Source organism: Bacillus sp. YKCMOAS1 (genome assembly GCF_030268125.1).
Taxonomy (GTDB): Bacteria; Bacillota; Bacilli; order Bacillales; family Bacillaceae; genus Bacillus; species Bacillus safensis.
Window position 1 is genome coordinate 193,142 of sequence record NZ_BSEI01000003.1, and the last position, 18,086, is coordinate 211,227.

Consider the following 18,086-nt stretch of genomic DNA (forward strand, 5'->3'; position numbering starts at 1 on the left):
ATGATAAGATGAGAAATCTCTATTCCGAGATAAGTTGAACATAACTATATCATGTTTTTGCAAATAAATAAATAGTCTGACATCCAGTTAACATAATCATACTATCGTTTACTGCTTTTCACGAAAGCTCTCTTCAACTTATGAAGAGAGCTCGTCATATTGTTCTTTTGAGAGAAGAACCTCTCTTGGTTTACTTCCTTCATATGGGCCTACAACGCCTCGCTCTTCCATTGCGTCAATGAGACGTGCTGCCCGGGTATAACCGATGCGGAACCTTCTTTGCAGCATAGAGACAGAAGCCGTCTGCATACCAATGATCAGTTCAACTGCTTCATCATATAGATCATCTTCCACAGCTGCAAGCTGATCCTGCGTTTCTTCGCTTGGAATCATTTCCTCTTGGTATTGGGCTTTTTGCTGTGTGATCACATGATCAACAACATGTTCCACTTCTTCATCTGATAAAAAGGCGCCTTGCACACGAACCGGCTTGTTTGCACCAACAGGTAAAAACAGCATGTCCCCTCTGCCCAGCAGCTTTTCTGCGCCCCCCATATCAAGGATCGTCCTTGAATCTGTTTGGGAGGATACGCTAAAGGCAATGCGGGACGGGATGTTGGCTTTAATGACACCAGTAATGACATCAACAGAAGGTCTTTGTGTAGCGATAATCAAATGAATTCCCGCAGCACGAGCCATTTGAGAAAGTCTTGTAATGGAATCTTCCACATCAGAGGAAGCCACCATCATTAAATCTGCAAGCTCGTCTACAATGACAACAATATAAGGAAGCTCTGGCTGTTTGGCATCTTCTGTTTGATTCATTCGTTTAATGTAATCATTGTATCCTTCAATATTTCTTGTCCCCGTATGAGAAAACAATTCATAGCGGCGTTCCATTTCGCTGACTACTTTTTTAAGTGCTTGAGAAGCTTTCTTAGGGTCTGTTACGACAGGTGCCAAAAGGTGCGGAATACCGTTATACACATTTAATTCAACCATTTTTGGATCAATCATCATCATTTTCACTTCATGAGGCTTCGCTCTCATGAGAATACTTGTGATAATGCCATTGATACACACACTTTTTCCGCTTCCAGTCGAACCTGCTACAAGTAAATGCGGCATTTTGTTCATTTCAGCAAGCACGGCTTCACCCGAGATATTGCGGCCTAAGCCAATAAGGAGCTTAGCATTTGGACGGTCATTTTGCTTCGATTCTAATACCTCTTTTAATGAAACCATGGCAATTTCTGCATTCGGAACTTCAATCCCGATGGCTGATTTACCAGGAATCGGTGCCTCAATTCGAATGTCCTTTGCTGCAAGTGCGAGGGCTAAATCATCACTTAAATTGACGATTTTGCTGACCTTCACGCCGACATCTGGATATACTTCATATTTGGTCACAGCTGGACCTAAATGAACCTGTGTGACTTTTGCTTTCACACCAAAGCTTTGAAATGTTTTTTCAAGCTTTCTTGCATTTTCATATATATTTTTCTTATCTGTTTGCTGACCTGAATGCTGCGGCTCTGCCAAAATATCAAGTGATGGCAATTCGTAATCTTTGTTTTCAAGTTCTGTAAATGTCATCGGCGGTGCCTGTTTTGGTTCATCAGCTGTATCTGATTGAACTGGTGCACTTTGCACAGACTCTTGAAGAGTCTCTGTCTCTTTTGCCGCCTGCTTCTTTTGAACGGGCGGGGTGAGAATGTCATCTCTGTCTGCAAAGCTTGAAATAATCGGCTGGCTATTCTCAGAAGACGGCGTTTCCTCTTCGATCAAGATCAAATCATCCTCATCTTCTTCTTGAATGCGTGAACGTTTTTTCTTTTCACCTGTTTTCTGAGAGGACGCGCTCTTTTTCGCCTGCCTGATTCCTTTCATATCTTCAACAAACGCCTTCCACTGCTTCACCATAAATTGTGATACAGGAATCGTCACTTTTTTCACCATTTCCTGAAGGGATCGGTTTGTAATCAGAACAATTCCAATCAGCATCAGAACAATCGCCATGATTTGCGAGCCTGCTTGCGCAAATAAGAAATAAGAAGCAGCAAACAATACAGCTCCGATCATGCCGCCCCCTAAATCAGGTGACCCTGTTTCACCTTTCATATCCATCAAGAAAAGCTCAAATGTATTTCTAATTACACTTTGAGAGCCAATGACGCCAGCAGATGAAAGATGCTGGAAAAGCTTCACATGTGACAAAAGCAAGATGCTCGCAATGATGCAGTAGAGACCTGCTTTTCTTCTTGTCAAAATATCTGGGATTTGTTTTTTCCAGAAAATCGTCACACCAAAAAGAAATAATCCGATAAGGCAGAGAATAAACCATTCACCTGCAAAGAATCGGAATAGATGTACAAAGGTTTGTCCAACAACGCCCAGCTGTAAAATGGCAATGATCGCTATGGCAATACAGACTAACCCATTTAATTCATATTTCAGTTTTAGCTGTTTATTTTGTTTTTTTCTCGTTTTCCGTTTTCTCTTTTTAGCCATACTCATCACCTTACTACGAAAGAAAATATAACCTACCGAAAGATCAGAAAGAATGCAGCCTGGTTTTGGCTGCATCTTGTTGTAAGTTTTCCCTTTATTATAGCATAGAATCATTCATATGAGTCGGTTTGATTGGTGCCTAAATGTAACTTCAATCGCTTGCCTGGTGCAAGCTCTTGATTGAGAAAATCCATTGGATTGGTGCTCATGACTTGAACGATTTCTGCTTCATCTTCTTTCATTTCAACCATCACTGGCACACCTTGAATGTTTACCTGCTGGAGTTTACGTTCTCCCTGTTCCTCAGCGTAAATGGCTTCATATGGCATAGGCGTATATAAAATCATTGGATCAGCCCCTCGTTTTGAGATGCCCTGTCTCCGATAAGTTCATTCAACTTTTTAATCGCTTGTCCTACACCGCCGACTTCATTCATGAGTCCGTATTCCGCTGCCTCATGACCAACGACATTTGTTCCGATGTCTCTTGTCAAATTGCCTTTGGAGAACATGAGCTCTTTAAACTTCTCTTCTGTAATGTTGGAGTGGCTTGTGACAAAGTTAATGACTCTTTCCTGCATTTTATCTAAGTATTCAAAGGTTTGCGGAACACCAATGACAAGACCTGTTAATCGCACAGGGTGAATGGTCATCGTGGCTGTTTCGGCAATATACGAATAGTCACACGATACAGCAATCGGGACACCTATCGAGTGGCCGCCGCCAAGCACAATCGAAACAGTTGGTTTCGATAAAGAAGCAAGCATTTCTGCAATTGCGAGTCCCGCTTCAACATCTCCCCCTACTGTATTTAAGATGATCAAAAGGCCCTCTATTTTCGGGTTTTGTTCAACGGCTACGATTTGTGGAATGACATGTTCGTATTTGGTTGTTTTATTTTGCGGTGGAAGCTGCATATGGCCTTCAATTTGTCCAATAATGGTGAGGCAATGGATATTTGTATCTTGCGGCAGCTGCGGAACGGCTGTTTCACCGAGCTGCTGTATTTTGCTCATAATGCTGTCTTTTTCTTCTGGCTTTCGCTCAGGCTGCTGTTCATTCTTTTCGTCCATTTGTCTCCATCCTTTCCTCAAACTCTTCTCCTATTATGAACAAATAGCCCATATTCCATCCGCATTCCTCACGCCACATCAAAAAAGCCCAAAGAGCTTATACTCTTTGGGCTTTATCATCACACTTCCATAATAATTGGAATGATCATCGGCTTACGTTTTGTTTTTTCATATAGGAATTGATTGAGTACATCGCGCATGGATTGTTTCAATGTTGACCATTCAACAATTGAATTTTCCGTTTGCTCTTTGACAATCCCTTTGACCATTTCTGTTGCTTTCACAATCAGCTCTTCGGATTCTCTTACATAGACAAATCCTCTTGTGATGATTTCAGGTCCAGAAATTAATTGTTTCTTTTGTTTATCGAGCGTAATGACAACGATCAAGATGCCGTCTTGAGACAACAGGCGTCTATCGCGTAGCACGATGTTTCCGATATCACCAACGCCAAGACCATCGATTAAAATGTTCCCTTGGTGAACTTTTTCACCGATTTTGACGTTCTGTCCTCTAAACTCAACCACATCTCCTTTATCAATCAAGAAAATGTCGCTGCGTTTCATACCTACTTCTTCGGCAATACGAGAATGTGCTTTTTGCATACGATATTCGCCATTCACCGGAATTAAATACTTCGGTTTTAGTAAGTTCAGCATCAGCTTTAACTCTTCTTGGCAGCCATGTCCAGATACATGCACACGTTTTTGTGCAAAAATGACTTGTGCTCCGCTTCTTGTGAGGAAATCCACTGTTTTAGAGTATGTGAGTTCTTGTCCAGGAAGTGGTGTAGATGCAATCACAACAGTGTCATCTTTTTCAATATGAAGCTGTTTGTGATTTTGCTTCGCCATTTTCGTTAAAGCAGCAAGAGGCTCTCCGTGGCTTCCAGCAGTCAGGATGACTACATCGTTTTTCGCCATTTTCTTCACTTCTTGAACGGGTACAAATAATTCTTCGTCTGCTGTCACATAACCAAGCTTGATCGCCAGCTGAAGGGTTGTCATCATATTCTTCCCTGCAACGGCAAGCTTACGGCCATTTTGATTTGTTGCATTAATGATCTGCTGCACTCGGTTAATATTAGATGAAGACACAGCAACAATCACCCGATTTTCAGCATTGTACATCGCATTTGAGATTTCGTCTTGGACGAGCGCCTCAGAAGGTGTATAGCCTGGTTTTTCAGCATTTGCACTGTCTGAAAGTAGTGCTAAAACGCCATTGTTTCCAATTTTCGCAATCTCTCCGATGTCACAGGCTTGGTTAAGCGCTGGGGTTTGATCAAATTTAAAATCACCTGTGCATACGATTGAACCAAGAGATGTTTTGAAGCTGATCCCTACTGAATCAGGGATGCTGTGATTCGTTCTAAAGAATGATACTTTTGTTGTTTCAAAAGTAATGACTGATTTTGCATGTACCTCACGCAAATCAGCTTTTTGATTGAAGCCATACTGCTTTAATTTTTCTCGAAGTAACGCAAGGGTCAGCTTCGTTCCGTAGACTGGTACAGACAATTTGCTTAAGCAATGGAATACGCCTCCGATTGCTTCATCATGTCCGTGGGTAAGAAAAATTGCTTTCACCCGATCAGCACGTTCTGTTAAATAAGAGATATCAGGAATGACGACGTCAATGCCTAGCATTTCGTTTTCTGGATGCATTAAGCCTGCATCTACCACGTATATGTCCGAATCAATCTCAATGACATATAGGTTTTTCCCGATTTCTCCAACGCCTCCGAGTGCAATAATTCTTACGTTCTCTGTATTTTTCTTTTTCAAAATTCTTATCCTCCTAGTCTCAAGCCCGTCCATCATCGCTTAATGCTATTATAACTGAATCTAATTTTAGAAAACAAGATGAAGTCACATTTTAAGAAAGTGTTTATGTATAAAAAACGGTCATACTCAGGGACATCTGAGAATGACCGCTTACGAAATCTTTTGTTTTGATCAGCTGTTTAAAACGCTGCTTAAATTCAGTCTCTCTTCTTCTGACAAAGGCAAAAGCGGAAGACGAACAGATCCGACGTCTAGTCCTTTCAGCTGAAGGGCTGTTTTGACAGGCGTTGGATTTGGCGCTGAGAAAAGCTGTTTCATGATTGGAAGCAGCTTTTGATGGATCAATGCTGCATTCGCTGTTTGGCCTGAAGCATAGCTTTTCAGCATTTGCTGCATATCCAGTCCTACGATATGAGACGCAACAGAGACAACTCCTTTTGCACCAACAGATACAGCTGGAAGTGTTAAGCTGTCGTCCCCTGAATATACGTCGAAATCTTCTGGCGTCTCTGCAATGATTTTTGTCATGGCATCAAGATCGCCGCTTGCTTCTTTAATGGCAACAATGTTTGGTATTTGTGCAAGCTTAATTGTTGTTTCTGGTGCTAATGACGCAGCCGTTCTTCCTGGTACATTGTAAAGCATGACAGGAAGAGATGTAGACTCGGCAATTGCTTTAAAGTGTGCATACATGCCTTCCTGTGATGGCTTGTTGTAATAAGGTACGACAAGCATCACTGCATCAACGCCCGCTTCTTCTGCTTTTTTCGTTAGTTTGATAGACGCATTTGTATTATTACTGCCTGTTCCTGCAATGATTTTACAACGACCATTTGCTAATTTGACCGATTGCTGAAAAAGAGCAACTTTTTCTTCATTCGATAAAGTTGGCGATTCGCCTGTTGTCCCTGCAACGACTAAAGAGTCACTGCCGTTTTTTAACAAGTAATCAATGAGAATTGATAGCTTTTGGAAATCGATGTTGCCCTTTTTATCAAAAGGTGTAATCATAGCTGTTGCGATATTTCCGAAATTCATTTTTTTCACCTCATCATGATTCAATCACATTTATCTTGAAAGTTCAAACACTTCATGCAGGGCATTGACAGCCGCTCTCATGTTTTCTTCGTTCACTAACACCCAAATGGTCGTATGACTGTCAGCTGATTGTAAAATCGGAATGTTTTGCTCGGATAGAGCCGATACAATTTTAGATGTGACACCTGGTACACCCATAATGCCTGCGCCAACAGCTGATACTTTCGCACAATTTGTTGTCACAATTGGCGTATAGCCAAGATCTTTTAGGATCGACGTTGCCTTTTCAGTCATTGCACCTGTCACTGTATACACAATTTCACTCGGTGTGATGTTGAAGAAGTCGACACTGATTTGTGCGTTTGCCATTGCTTTGAAGACCTCTGTTTGTACGCTGTACTGACCTTCTTTTGCAGGAACTTTGATTTGCGTCACATCATTGACATGTGCAATACCCGTAATGAGGCGATCGTACACATCATGGCTCATTTTATCTGAGTAGTGTGATGTAACGAGTGTGCCCTCATCATCAGAGTATGTTGAACGGACCCTCATTGGTACTTTTGCTTGCATCGCAATTTCGACAGCTCTTGGGTGAATGACTTTTGCCCCTTGATATGCGAGGTTGCAAATTTCCGTATATGTCACGACTCTCAGCGGTTTTGCATTTTCAACAATACGGGGATCTGCTGTCATAACACCTTCTACATCTGTAAAAATATCAATAAAGTCTGCCTGCAATGCAGCGCCTAAAGCAGCAGCGGACGTATCACTGCCACCTCGTCCGATTGTTGTCACGTCTCCATTTTTCGCGGCTCCCTGGAATCCAGCAACAACGACAACATCATGTTCAGATAGTGCTGCCTCCAGACGTTCGCACTTCATGTCAATAATTTTCGCACTTGAATGCTCCTTATCTGTTACAAAACCCGCCTGAGCTCCAGTCATCGCTACAGCCTTTAGACCGTTTTCATTCAGCATACTTGAAAACACAACAGCTGAGATATTCTCTCCGCAGGAAACAAGCAAATCTTTTTCTCGGTTTGTCATATGCTGCGCGCTGCCGTAAAGCAGACCAAGCAGCGTATCTGTCGCATAGGGATCGCCTTTTCGTCCCATTGCAGAAACGACGACAACCGACTTATAGCCTTTCTCTTTTGCAGATAAGATATGTGCAAGTGCCCTTTTTCTACCTTGATCATCTTTGACAGATGTACCGCCAAATTTTTGGACAATTATTTTCACTGTTTTCACTCCAAGTTCATTCTGACGTAACAGAAGAGAGCAGGCGAAAGATGCCTAACTCTCTTCTGTTCGTCCTCATCATCCATTGAATGTTAAACTAATTTTAATGCTTTTAAGCTTTCTGCAATTTGAACTGAGTTCCATGCAGCACCTTTAAGCAGGTTATCAGATACAATCCACATATGGAACCCGTTTGGACGGTCCAAATCTTTCCGAATGCGGCCGACAAAGACGTCGTTTTTCCCAACAGCATCTGCAGGCATTGGATAAATTTGCTGAGACGGATCATCTTGAAGCGTAATTCCTGGTGCATCTTTTAGAATTGATTTGAGGTCTTCCACTGTTGCATCATTTGATTCTAGTTCGACGTAGACAGATTCTGAATGTCCCGTTTCAATTGGAAGTCTCACGCATGTTGCCGCTACTTCCAGCTCTGGCATATGCATGATTTTTTTCGTTTCGTTGATCATTTTCATTTCTTCGAATGTATAGCCATTGTCTTGGAATTTATCAATTTGCGGAATCGCATTAAATGCAATTTGATAAGGCATAACTTCAGGTGTTACAACTTCTTTATTTAAAATGGCTTGTGATTGGCTGTATAGTTCGTCAATGGCCTCATGTCCCGCACCTGATACTGCTTGATACGTAGAGACAATGACTTTTTTCATTCCATACGCCTGACGAAGCGGTTCTAATGCCGCTACCATTTGAATCGTTGAACAGTTAGGGTTTGCAATGATCCCTTGATGATCATGCAAATCTTTTTCGTTTACCTCTGGTACGACAAGAGGGATGTTTTCGTCCATACGAAAAGCACTAGTGTTGTCTACAACAATCGCACCTCGTTTGACTGCTTCAGGAGCCAGCGCTTTAGAAACATTTCCTCCAGCACTGAATAATGCAATATTCACTCCTTCAAAACTTTCAGGTGTTGCTTCCTGAACAGTGTACTCTTGGCCTCTGAATGTCACTTTTGTTCCAGCAGAACGTTTTGAGGATAGTAGAGTAAGTGTATCCATTTCAAAATCTCTGTCAGCTAGTGTTTTTAACATTTGTTGACCGACAGCTCCAGTCGCTCCAACTACAGCTACATGCAATCCTCTTCCCATCAGTAAAACTCCTTCCGACCCATCCATGATTCTTTTCTTTCGGATGGCCATCCTATGACTTTTTACATTTTATTTTACCATAGAAAAGCAAGGCTTGAAGCATCTTTTTTGAATCTTTCATGATTTTCTAGTGAATCTATTATTCGTTTGGTCCAATTAAAATTGGTTGAATTTGTCTATGCTGGAGTGCCTCTTCTACTGTTTGAGATAGCAGATCCATATTTGCGACCATAGAGGTCGGTTTTTTGAATGGATCATCCTGGCCAAACGGAATAAAGAAAATATTCTTTGTCGACATCAGTCTCATCAGATTTGTACCATTTAAGCCTAACGCATCATTTGTTGAGATACCTAAAACGACAGGTTGATGATTTCGAATGGTCGCTTTAGCAGCCATTAAAACAGGACTGTCTGTCATGGCATTTGCAAATTTCGCCATTGAGTTTCCAGTTAAAGGAGCAATGACCATACAATCAAGCGGCAGCTTAGGTCCAAGCGGCTCTGCTTTCACGATTGAGTCAATCGCTTGAAATCCAGTCAGCTTCTCAATCCGCTCGATCCACTCGGCTCCCTCTCCAAATCTCGTATTCGTGCTCTGCACCGTGTACGACACTACTGGACGCACCTCTGCCCCTTCTTTTACAAGCGCTTCGATTTGCGGAAAAACGGCTTCATACGTACAGTGGGAACCTGTTAAACCAAAGCCGATTCTTTTCCCTTTTAATGTTGTCATGATTCCATCCCCCTTTTTTCCTCCGCAAGTTCACATAAAAGCCCGGAAAGCACTTTTGCAATGATTTGTCCTGCTGTCTTTGGTGCAACAATCCCTGGGAGTCCTGGTGCAAGAAGTGCCTTCACTCCGTGCTTTTGTGCAAAGTCAAAGTCTGTTCCACCTGGGCGGGAGGCGATATCCAAAATGAGTGTCTTTGGTGTCATGCTGACGATGACAGATGAATCTAAGACAAGACTTGGAATGGTATTGATGATAATATCAACATCCGTTACTTCCTCTTTTAACTGGTCCATTGAAAATGGATCAAGCCCCATCTCAAAGGCCCGCGCTAAATGTGCTGTGTCTGCCGCCCCTACTTTTACGTCTGCCCCTAGTGCCCGAAATGTGCGGGCAATGGTGAGTCCTGTTCTTCCAAGTCCGAGAACAGCGACGTGAGACCCGTGAATCGTATAGTCCGTTTGCTGAATGGCCATCATGATAATTCCTTCAACTGTTGGAATAGAGTTATATATGGCAATATCATCTCGCTCAAACAGCTTCACAAGCTTCCGGTTCACCTGCTTTGCCAGATTGTCTAAGTACGTATTTGAAATACCTGAGTACAAGGTACAATGGGCAGGGGTTCTTTCTAAATATTTCGCTTCCAGCAAGACCTGCTCGTTTGAAAAAACTGTAGCAACAGCGCCTTCATCCGTTGCCCCTGATACTGGCAGGATCATACTGTCTACTTGTTCGAATGGAAGTTCAGACATTTTCAGCTTTTCAGCACCGATAAATCCATGATCCAGCTGATCAAATCCGACCAAAAACACTTTGGCATGCTGCTGTGACAACTTGCGAATAATTTCAAGCTGCCTTGCATCTCCCCCGATCACCGCAACCGTTAAACCGCTCAACATACTGACCGTTCACCTTCTTTATTTAAAAAAGTCTGTAATATTTTCTGAATCTCCCTTTCAGCATATGAGGAGAGGATTCAGCCTGTGAACGAATCAGAAAGAGAAAAGAAAAAGAGCACCCATTATTGTGGGTGCTCTTTTTCTCCGTGCGGCTGAAGTTCTTCAGGCACATCGAGAATGATCATATCTGATCCTATTTTTTGAATGTGATTCCACGGGACGCGGATGTCATTTCCTTGTTTTCGAAAGCCAAACCACTTCACGGAAGGTATAATGAGTGCTGTAATTTGACCGTCCTGTTCATTGATTTCAAGATCAGTTTGTCCAAGCACGCCAAGCCGCTCCGCTCTTTTAATATCGACAATCTCTTTTCCCGACAGTTCACTCAGCCTCAAAATCGCATCACTTCCCTTCCGTATCATATATGCAGCAGACAAGGGGAATAGACCGGATCTCTTTAATGACTCGTTTGGAGAGAAAGCTGCGTCCCTTTCATATAGTGATCATGCCATAATTCCAAGTTGTACAGCATCCAGACTTTTTGATCCGCTCCATTTTTGTTTTTCTGATTCGAATGATTTCGTAAAAATTGTTCTAGTGGCTTTCTTTGAAACAGTTCTGTTGCAAAGCTTTGTTGATCAAGAAGCTTCTCTTCGATTTCTTTCATTCGTTTGCTCATCCAATGATACACTGGAACCGGAAAACCCATTTTCCTTCTATATAATATACGCTTATCCACCGTTTGCTCCATTGTCTTTTTTAACATATATTTCGGAATGTCTTGTACCTCACTCGTTTTGAGACTCGACTGAAAAAATGCTTGCAGCCTGCTAGGCAGTCCTTTATAAGGAAGCTTATATTTGAAGGGCATGTCATTGACAAATTGGATGATGCGATGATCAAGAAATGGAACACGCGCTTCTAGTCCATGTGACATCGTCATCATATCAAGCCGGTCTAACAGATTTGGTAAATGAATCTGCTGGAATAAATAGAGCAGTTTATTTTCATACGACGCACCCTCCATCTTTTGAAAGCAATGGGCAATAAACTGGTTCATGTGTGAGTCAGGAGGGTCTATTGAACCAGCGTGCCGACTTAAAAGCTGCTCTTTTTCGCCAGCAGTAAACCATGCATACCTTTTTTTGTAATGATCCATCTCACCTTCAAGGTCGATCAATTGATCCACCTGCTGCTGAAAGGATGGTTCAAATAATACCTTCGAAAGGATAGAGGACAGTTTTCGGTTTTTTTGAAGCCATACAATTTTCCGCCAATCTGCTGGACTCCTAAAGACACGTCCATAACCTGCAAACAATTCATCCGCTCCTTCACCACATAGAACTACCGTCACGTGCTTTTTTGCTTCCCGTGACATATGGTAAAAAGCGACTTCATGAGGAATAGAAAGAGGATGATCTCTTCGCTTCACAACTTCAGGCAATAATTGAAAATACTCTTCTTCACTCATTCGATGTGAGTGAAGCTTCACATTGTATTGATCTGCCGCGAGTTTGGCATAGCTTTCTTCAGAAAAGCCCTCCTCTTCAAAGCTGGTCGAAAAACAATGAATATTCTCGTTTTTGTATTTGGACATCAAAGCGACAATCGAAGTCGAATCCACTCCCCCGCTCAAAAAAGCTCCCACAGGCACGTCAGACATCATCTGTTTTTGCACACTATCTTGAATTAATTCAAACAATTCCTTTTGATAATAACGTTCTCCCCGATCGATCCCATCAGCTGGGAGCGGATATTGCCAGTAGGTCTCTTTTGTTATGCCTGTTTCATCTATTTTCAAGATGACACCTGGGGGTAATTTTTGAATGCCTTGAAAAAAAGTCTGCTCGCCGATCGAATAACGGAAGGATAAATAACTAAGAACAGCGTCCGGCTCAATAGCAGTTTGTATGTCTGGATGCTGAAAAAGAGCTTTCATTTCCGAACCAAAAATAAGCCCTCCCCGGCATTCTGAAACATACAGCGGTTTAATCCCAGAACGGTCTCTAAACAAATAAAGTGCTTTCTTCTTTTTATCCCATATCGCAGCTGCAAACATTCCGTTTAATTGCTCAACAAAGGAAATTCCGTATTCTTCATAGCCATGAACAAGCACTTCTGTATCTGTCTCTGTGCGAAACAAATGGCCTTTATTCCATAAGTTCTCTCTTAATTCTTTGAAATTATAAATCTCTCCATTTAGAATCACACATATAGAATCATCTTCATTTGTTATTGGTTGCGGCCCAGATTGAATATCAATTATTGAAAGCCGCGTATGAACCAGACCAACTGAGTCATCTTGATAGACACCACTATCATCAGGTCCACGCACAGCAAGTGCGTTTTTCATCTTCAGTAAGATGTGAGGATCAAGTGGCGCTTGGTTAAAATGACAATAGCCTGCAATGCCGCACATAGACATGGCTCCCTTCCATTAATGATCTGACTGCTGAATCGTCATTGCGAAAATATGCATAAATGGATTATCTTGAAAGCGAATTTCATCAAAAACTACTTTTTGCGAAAAGGTGAGCGAATCAAGCCATAGGTTTGATGTCAAATGATGATTAATGCCGGATACCGTATGAATATAATCAAATGCATATGCCGCTCGATCATGAAATGCAGGTTCACGTTCAATCACATCCGTTAATGAAAGCCGAGTCTCACAGACAACGTTCCCCTCTCGTAATAACGAAATCTCTTCGTAAAGATTGCCATTGGATGAACAGCCAACGACATGAAGCGCTTCTGCTTCAAGTGGCGGAAAACGAAGAGACTGTCCCTCTAATTCAATATTGTCTCCTTGATCTTGATATATGAACTGAAAAGGAATCCCTTCGATCATAGGATCTTGCACGTTCATGATTAACTCAGCCGGTAAAGAAGCTCCGCCAATTGTTAATTGACCTTTGTCATATTCATTTTGATATGTGATGCCTCTATTATTGACATAATCATGAAGAGAGAGAGTTTGATAGGTCTTCATTTTGAATCACCTCTTTTAGTTCTGTAAGCAGGCGGGTCTCCACTTCTAATGTTTTTTGAAACCGATTCGCCGTCCTGTCTATCATACTGCGAGGATTTTTACTGAGGCCTACTCTAGCCGTAAAATTGGCGAGCACTGTCCAGCTTTGATAAGCATCTTCAAACGCTTGAATAACGTGATGTAAAAGCTCATTTTCGTAAGAAGATAAGAATGTCACCATATGTTTTCTAGAGTTGGCCACATCCTTTAGTCCTTCAAAATAAACATTGTCTAATAAATTTCCATTTTCATTGTCTTTGATACTATCAATATAATCCTTTTGAATGACTGAAATAGCACCTAGCCCTGTGACAGCTCCAGGCAAATCAAAATGCGGCGGTGCTCCTTCTAAGATGGCAGCATGCTCCTTTAATATCACCAGTACATCCGGTTCTTTCTGAAGTTCCACATGTTTGATCCACTTATAACGATTCTCGGTTCGAGGTGTATGTTCATATACAGAGCGGGCAGCTTTCATCAAGTGGTCTTTACTCAATGTGCCATGATAGGAGTAAGCATGGTCACTGACCACTGCATGATCATCATTTACCTCAAGTACTTCCAATGTGTGATACCCATGTTCTCTTTCGTAAAATGGACAGTACGGTAATTCAAATATATCTAAGGAAACAGAGACAGTCCCTGTGCTTGGATGCTGTTTAAACACACGGTTGATATAGAGGTCTAATTCCTCTTCCGTGTAAAAAATTTCTTCTAAATGAATGCCATTATGATGGAGAATATCCTCGCGAAAATGTTTAAAGGAACCGATCAAAACAAACCCTTGATCTTGAGGTCTATAAACAAGGCCTGCCTGCCTCCAAACCCTATCAATTTCAATCCCTTTTCTAAGAAGCATGGCTGCAATCGTTAATTGAGAACAGTTTAAATAATTGTTCCGGTAAATAGGTGCTGCAGTAGCCACATATGTCTCCTCCTTTTTATACCCAGCGATTTTTTAACGGGATAATACCCAGCTCTTTTTTCGCAATCACTTCTTTTAATAAATCTTCAGAAGGCGGATGAAATTTTGCCGCTTTCACATCTCGGCTTAAACGTTCAAGCAACGATCCTTGCTGTAATGAAGAAAAGCCCTCGACCTGAGAAGCTAGCTGCACGATTTCTTCTGCTGCTTGCGTCACAAAATGTTTTGTAATCAGCGTCTTCGTATACAAATCACTTGTGTAATGATTTTGTCTCTTTTCTTGATCTGCTTGCTGAGCGCAGGCCATAAGCTGAGAATGTGCAACATCCAATTTAATTTTCATATCTGCAATACGAAATTGCTGGCCTGGTAAAAAGGCTGATTTTTTCTTGGAAATTCGATCATTTCTTTTATATGCCATACCGAGGGCATGTTCATATGCTGATTTTGCAATGCCATAATAAACAGCTGTAACAGCTAGACGAAACCAATAGATTAAATTTTCAGTATCTTCTATTGCGTAGCCTTCTCGACCGATGAGCTGATGATCGGGTATAAACACTTGATCAAAATGAATGTGATGACTCATCGATGCTCTCATACCCGAATAATTCCACGATTCCTCAATCGCAGCGCCTTCACTCGGTAATGTCATTAAGAGCGCAGTCATTCCATATTGAGATGTGCATGACGACGGCGCATACTGACAATAAATCGGTAAATATTTAATGCGCGGTGCTCCAGTCACTGTGAATTTAGTTCCACTCACAAGATATCCGCCATCTGTTTTCTCTGCGGTAATGGTCGGAATCCCGTCCATTTGCTTACGCTGATAAATAAAAATCACATTCGGATCGCTAACAGAAGCGATCAGCTCTCCTGAACGCCAAATATCTTCAAAAACTACGGCCTGCTGCTCACTTGTAAGCACTTCAGAAAATGCGCCGAGCGAATAGTAATGCATCGCCATAATGAGTCCTGTCGACGCGCATCCTTTAGATATGTGTGACAAAAGAGTCACCGTTTCTTCAAATCCATATCCAAGACCCCCGTCTTGTTTCGGCATATTGGCGACATGTAATCCACAATTAATCAGCTCGTCTAGATTTTGATGCGGGAACTGAAATTCATCATCAAGCTGACTCGCCCTTTCCGAAAATTGCAAAACAAGACGATCAATCGTTTCTTGACGAAGCTCCGTCAGTGTCATATTCATCCCTCCTTTGTATAAAAAATAATCTATTTTGTTTCAATAAAAGATCATCCGGGGCCCCTCTATCTCGAATGACATAATCGTTTCCTTCAAACAAAAGCAGCTCTAGCGGAGAAGAATGACCTAAAAATAAGGTAGGGCTGTAGCAAAGTCCGTATGCCCCAGATTTCTCAATACAAAGAAGATCACCTACATCGCCTTGCGGAAGCTCTACCTCTCTGCCGATTAAGTCTTCTGGGGTACAAAGTGGACCAACAATCGATTGTTTCACTACAGCCGAAGGTTTGCTGGAAGGTTTAATGAGCCGCATTGGATAATTATTGCGGAGCAGCCTGCCTCTAAACGTCATCGCTTGATGATGATGCATTCCTCCATCTGCAATTAAAAACGTCTGCCCTTTTGATTCTTTTACATATTGTATAGTTGTTAAATAAACACCACATTCCGCTAAAAGGAATCTCCCCATCTCAATAATAAACCTCGGAAATTCCAGCTCAGTTTCGTACGCTCGAATCAATTCCGCTACGTTTTGAAATAACCGTTCAGCATGAAGAGGTGTCTCATGCTGAAAATACGGAATTCCAAACCCGCCGCCTAAATCAACCATCTGGCATGTTAGTCCATATTCTTTTTTGATTCGAACAGCTGTATTAAGCGTGTATTCAAACGATGATAAAAGCGATGTTTCATCAAGAACTTGGGTTCCCAAATACATATGAATCCCTTTAAAAACAAGCGAATGATCATACTTCTGAAATAGGTCAAATACGTCTTTCAGTTTGGATTCATCTATCCCAAATGGACTTGGAACTCCGCCCATTTTGATTTTTGCTCGTGACTCAATGGATTCAGGGTTAATTCGAATGCCTACTGATGCCTGTTTGTTTTGATGCTTTGCAGACTCTGCGATATAAATAAGCTCTTCCTTTGATTCCGCGATAATACAATAGATCTCATGCTGGATAGCGACATCGATCTCTTGCTTCTGCTTACCTGGTCCAGAAAAAATGATATGCTGCGGCGAATAACCTGCTTTAACAGCCATAAGGAGCTCTCCTGCAGAAGCCACTTCTATACCAGCGCCAAAAGACCGTAACAATGACGCAATCGAGACATTTCCATTGGACTTAAATGAAAAGAACACCTCAGCTGATTGATGGAGCCATGCTGTAATGTGATCATAGTGATCTTTCAATGCATCTCCATCGTATACATACATCGGCGTCCCATAACCATTCGCTTTCTCTAAGAGCGTAGAGTCATTTTTCGGCAAATTCTCTCCCCCTTTCTGCTGAAAATTCCATATCATCAAACTTTGTCAGCATATGAATCTGCTTATCCTTCTTCATATGGTAAAACAATATAAACAGGCGATAATGCCACATATCATCCGCTCTCGTTTTACCGAAAGTATAAATAAAAAACCCACCATCTTCTCCCGGATCGAGTGCTTCGGTTACCTCCGTTAACACATCTTCAAACGGCAGGTCGGCACTGCATGAGAATCTTTTAAAGCGGCTTTCAATATATTCGTAGGTTGAAAAAAAACGACAAATGATTGGGAGTAAATAAGTAACTTGCGTGAACCGGGCATTTATTTCAATGATCGGTATGAGCTGTTCATTTATATCAATGATCGAATCAACGCCAACCACACCTCGATACCCTTCTTCATATAGTAGTTCTATAATTCGATGCATGCTTACTTCATATTCACGTTTTTTGTCCTGTTCATAAATAGGCGCAAAATCGGTCCCTAAGTAGATGCCGTCCTCATTGATTTTCTGTTCTGTAATTGAAAGTAAGTGTGATCCTTCCTCTTGAATGAGCAATTGGGCATTTAAAGATCGCTTAATTGGATGCCACCCCTCTAAGAGAAGGTCTGTTTGGATTTTTCTTCTTTCAATAAAGGTCACTAGCTGCTTGAATTCTCTCTCGTTTTTTAAAATACGAAGTCCCTTACCAGATGATCCATAAGGTATTTTCAGAACCATTTTTGAGAAATGATTCGCTCTTAATTCTTCATACGTCTGTTTTAACTCGTCAGCATTTTGACAAATAGCACCACACGTGACGGTAAACTGATGTTCTTCTGCCCATTTTCTAGTCGAAATCTTATGATTGAATCGCTTTACGAGTGTTGAATTTGAGCCATAAATCTTTCTTTTTTCAAGCGATGATGCTTTTTCAACCGATTCATCTAAAAGATAAGGTACAATGAGTCCCTTTAATTTCAAGGCATCTTCTTTTTGAACCATATGCGGAAGCTCGACACCTTGCTTTTCCAAATAAGCTAAAAAAGCAGGTTCAGGCTGATGATGCATGATGACATGATGATCCTTAGAAGCAATCAAAAGCAGTTGTTGTTCTTGCTGGAGAACTAGTTCATTTTGAACATGGTCTGTCATAACAGGTAAAGCCTTTGTTTGATCCCAGCTTTGTTCTTGATTCATATTCCCAAACCATATGACGTCGTTTCTTCCCTTAAAATCAAATAGCGCTGCCGGATCTTTCATCACA

General features: G+C 41.5%; 16 protein-coding genes. All 16 read right to left on the bottom strand.

The window, feature by feature from the left end; genetic code table 11:
• Positions 1–138: 138 nt before the first annotated feature.
• The 16 genes from QSJ46_RS10050 to QSJ46_RS10125 all read right to left on the bottom strand — a co-directional run bounded on the left by QSJ46_RS10050 (position 139) and on the right by QSJ46_RS10125 (position 18,082).
• Positions 139–2,511, bottom strand: coding sequence for an FtsK/SpoIIIE family DNA translocase (locus QSJ46_RS10050; protein WP_285604679.1), 2,373 nt, complete (start codon positions 2,509–2,511; stop codon positions 139–141).
• A gap of 110 nt (positions 2,512–2,621) precedes the next feature.
• The gene (locus QSJ46_RS10055; protein WP_008344712.1) at positions 2,622–2,858 is read right to left on the bottom strand and encodes a YlzJ-like family protein; all 237 of its coding nucleotides are present in this window, start codon (positions 2,856–2,858) and stop codon (positions 2,622–2,624) included.
• Complete coding sequence (locus QSJ46_RS10060; RefSeq protein ID WP_024424124.1) at positions 2,855–3,583, bottom strand: ClpP family protease; 729 nt, start codon at positions 3,581–3,583, stop codon at positions 2,855–2,857. Before QSJ46_RS10060 ends, QSJ46_RS10055 begins: the two co-directional genes overlap by 4 nt.
• Before the next feature lie 119 nt (positions 3,584–3,702).
• Positions 3,703–5,370, bottom strand: coding sequence for a ribonuclease J2 (rnjB, locus tag QSJ46_RS10065; RefSeq protein WP_012010007.1), 1,668 nt, complete (start codon positions 5,368–5,370; stop codon positions 3,703–3,705).
• A 171-nt stretch (positions 5,371–5,541) separates the two neighbouring features.
• Complete coding sequence (gene dapA, locus QSJ46_RS10070) at positions 5,542–6,408, bottom strand: 4-hydroxy-tetrahydrodipicolinate synthase (RefSeq protein ID WP_047202199.1); 867 nt, start codon at positions 6,406–6,408, stop codon at positions 5,542–5,544.
• A gap of 30 nt (positions 6,409–6,438) precedes the next feature.
• Positions 6,439–7,653 (bottom strand): aspartate kinase, encoded by a 1,215-nt coding sequence (dapG, locus tag QSJ46_RS10075; protein WP_212039846.1) that lies wholly within the window; start codon positions 7,651–7,653, stop codon positions 6,439–6,441.
• A gap of 92 nt (positions 7,654–7,745) precedes the next feature.
• The gene (gene asd, locus QSJ46_RS10080; protein ID WP_047202197.1) at positions 7,746–8,765 is read right to left on the bottom strand and encodes an aspartate-semialdehyde dehydrogenase; all 1,020 of its coding nucleotides are present in this window, start codon (positions 8,763–8,765) and stop codon (positions 7,746–7,748) included.
• 139 nt (positions 8,766–8,904) lie between these two features.
• Positions 8,905–9,498 carry a dipicolinate synthase subunit B gene (gene dpaB, locus QSJ46_RS10085; RefSeq protein WP_285604680.1) on the bottom strand — a complete coding sequence of 198 codons (594 nt, stop codon included), beginning with the start codon at positions 9,496–9,498 and terminating at the stop codon, positions 8,905–8,907.
• Positions 9,495–10,397, bottom strand: a complete 903-nt coding sequence (dpaA, locus tag QSJ46_RS10090) for a dipicolinic acid synthetase subunit A (RefSeq protein ID WP_047202196.1) — start codon at positions 10,395–10,397, stop codon at positions 9,495–9,497. Before dpaA ends, dpaB begins: the two co-directional genes overlap by 4 nt.
• Positions 10,398–10,519: 122 nt before the next feature.
• Positions 10,520–10,792 carry a YlmC/YmxH family sporulation protein gene (locus tag QSJ46_RS10095; RefSeq protein ID WP_024424130.1) on the bottom strand — a complete coding sequence of 91 codons (273 nt, stop codon included), beginning with the start codon at positions 10,790–10,792 and terminating at the stop codon, positions 10,520–10,522.
• A 62-nt stretch (positions 10,793–10,854) separates the two neighbouring features.
• The gene (asnB, locus tag QSJ46_RS10100) at positions 10,855–12,822 is read right to left on the bottom strand and encodes an asparagine synthase (glutamine-hydrolyzing) (protein ID WP_212039845.1); all 1,968 of its coding nucleotides are present in this window, start codon (positions 12,820–12,822) and stop codon (positions 10,855–10,857) included.
• Positions 12,823–12,834: 12 nt separating this feature from the next.
• The gene (locus QSJ46_RS10105) at positions 12,835–13,389 is read right to left on the bottom strand and encodes a hypothetical protein (protein WP_048239793.1); all 555 of its coding nucleotides are present in this window, start codon (positions 13,387–13,389) and stop codon (positions 12,835–12,837) included.
• Complete coding sequence (locus QSJ46_RS10110; RefSeq protein WP_285604681.1) at positions 13,358–14,353, bottom strand: hypothetical protein; 996 nt, start codon at positions 14,351–14,353, stop codon at positions 13,358–13,360. The genes QSJ46_RS10105 and QSJ46_RS10110 overlap by 32 nt, the downstream gene beginning before the upstream one ends.
• A 16-nt stretch (positions 14,354–14,369) precedes the next feature.
• The gene (locus QSJ46_RS10115; RefSeq protein WP_212039842.1) at positions 14,370–15,563 is read right to left on the bottom strand and encodes an acyl-CoA dehydrogenase family protein; all 1,194 of its coding nucleotides are present in this window, start codon (positions 15,561–15,563) and stop codon (positions 14,370–14,372) included.
• On the bottom strand, positions 15,529–16,839 hold the full coding sequence (locus QSJ46_RS10120) for a type III PLP-dependent enzyme domain-containing protein (protein WP_224928328.1): 1,311 nt from the start codon (positions 16,837–16,839) through the stop codon (positions 15,529–15,531). The genes QSJ46_RS10115 and QSJ46_RS10120 overlap by 35 nt, the downstream gene beginning before the upstream one ends.
• Positions 16,826–18,082 carry an ATP-grasp domain-containing protein gene (locus QSJ46_RS10125; RefSeq protein WP_224928325.1) on the bottom strand — a complete coding sequence of 419 codons (1,257 nt, stop codon included), beginning with the start codon at positions 18,080–18,082 and terminating at the stop codon, positions 16,826–16,828. Before QSJ46_RS10125 ends, QSJ46_RS10120 begins: the two co-directional genes overlap by 14 nt.
• Positions 18,083–18,086: the final 4 nt, after the last annotated feature.

Coding starts and splice junctions, on each gene's coding strand:
- QSJ46_RS10050 (WP_285604679.1), bottom strand. CDS start 2,511: ATGGCTAAAAAGAGAAAACGGAAAACGAGAAAAAAACAAAATAAACAG.
- QSJ46_RS10055 (WP_008344712.1), bottom strand. CDS start 2,858: ATGATTTTATATACGCCTATGCCATATGAAGCCATTTACGCTGAGGAA.
- QSJ46_RS10060 (WP_024424124.1), bottom strand. CDS start 3,583: ATGGACGAAAAGAATGAACAGCAGCCTGAGCGAAAGCCAGAAGAAAAA.
- dapA (WP_047202199.1), bottom strand. CDS start 6,408: ATGAATTTCGGAAATATCGCAACAGCTATGATTACACCTTTTGATAAA.
- asd (WP_047202197.1), bottom strand. CDS start 8,765: ATGGGAAGAGGATTGCATGTAGCTGTAGTTGGAGCGACTGGAGCTGTC.
- dpaB (WP_285604680.1), bottom strand. CDS start 9,498: ATGACAACATTAAAAGGGAAAAGAATCGGCTTTGGTTTAACAGGTTCC.
- dpaA (WP_047202196.1), bottom strand. CDS start 10,397: ATGTTGAGCGGTTTAACGGTTGCGGTGATCGGGGGAGATGCAAGGCAG.
- asnB (WP_212039845.1), bottom strand. CDS start 12,822: ATGTCTATGTGCGGCATTGCAGGCTATTGTCATTTTAACCAAGCGCCA.
- QSJ46_RS10105 (WP_048239793.1), bottom strand. CDS start 13,389: ATGAAGACCTATCAAACTCTCTCTCTTCATGATTATGTCAATAATAGA.
- QSJ46_RS10115 (WP_212039842.1), bottom strand. CDS start 15,563: ATGACACTGACGGAGCTTCGTCAAGAAACGATTGATCGTCTTGTTTTG.
- QSJ46_RS10125 (WP_224928325.1), bottom strand. CDS start 18,082: ATGAAAGATCCGGCAGCGCTATTTGATTTTAAGGGAAGAAACGACGTC.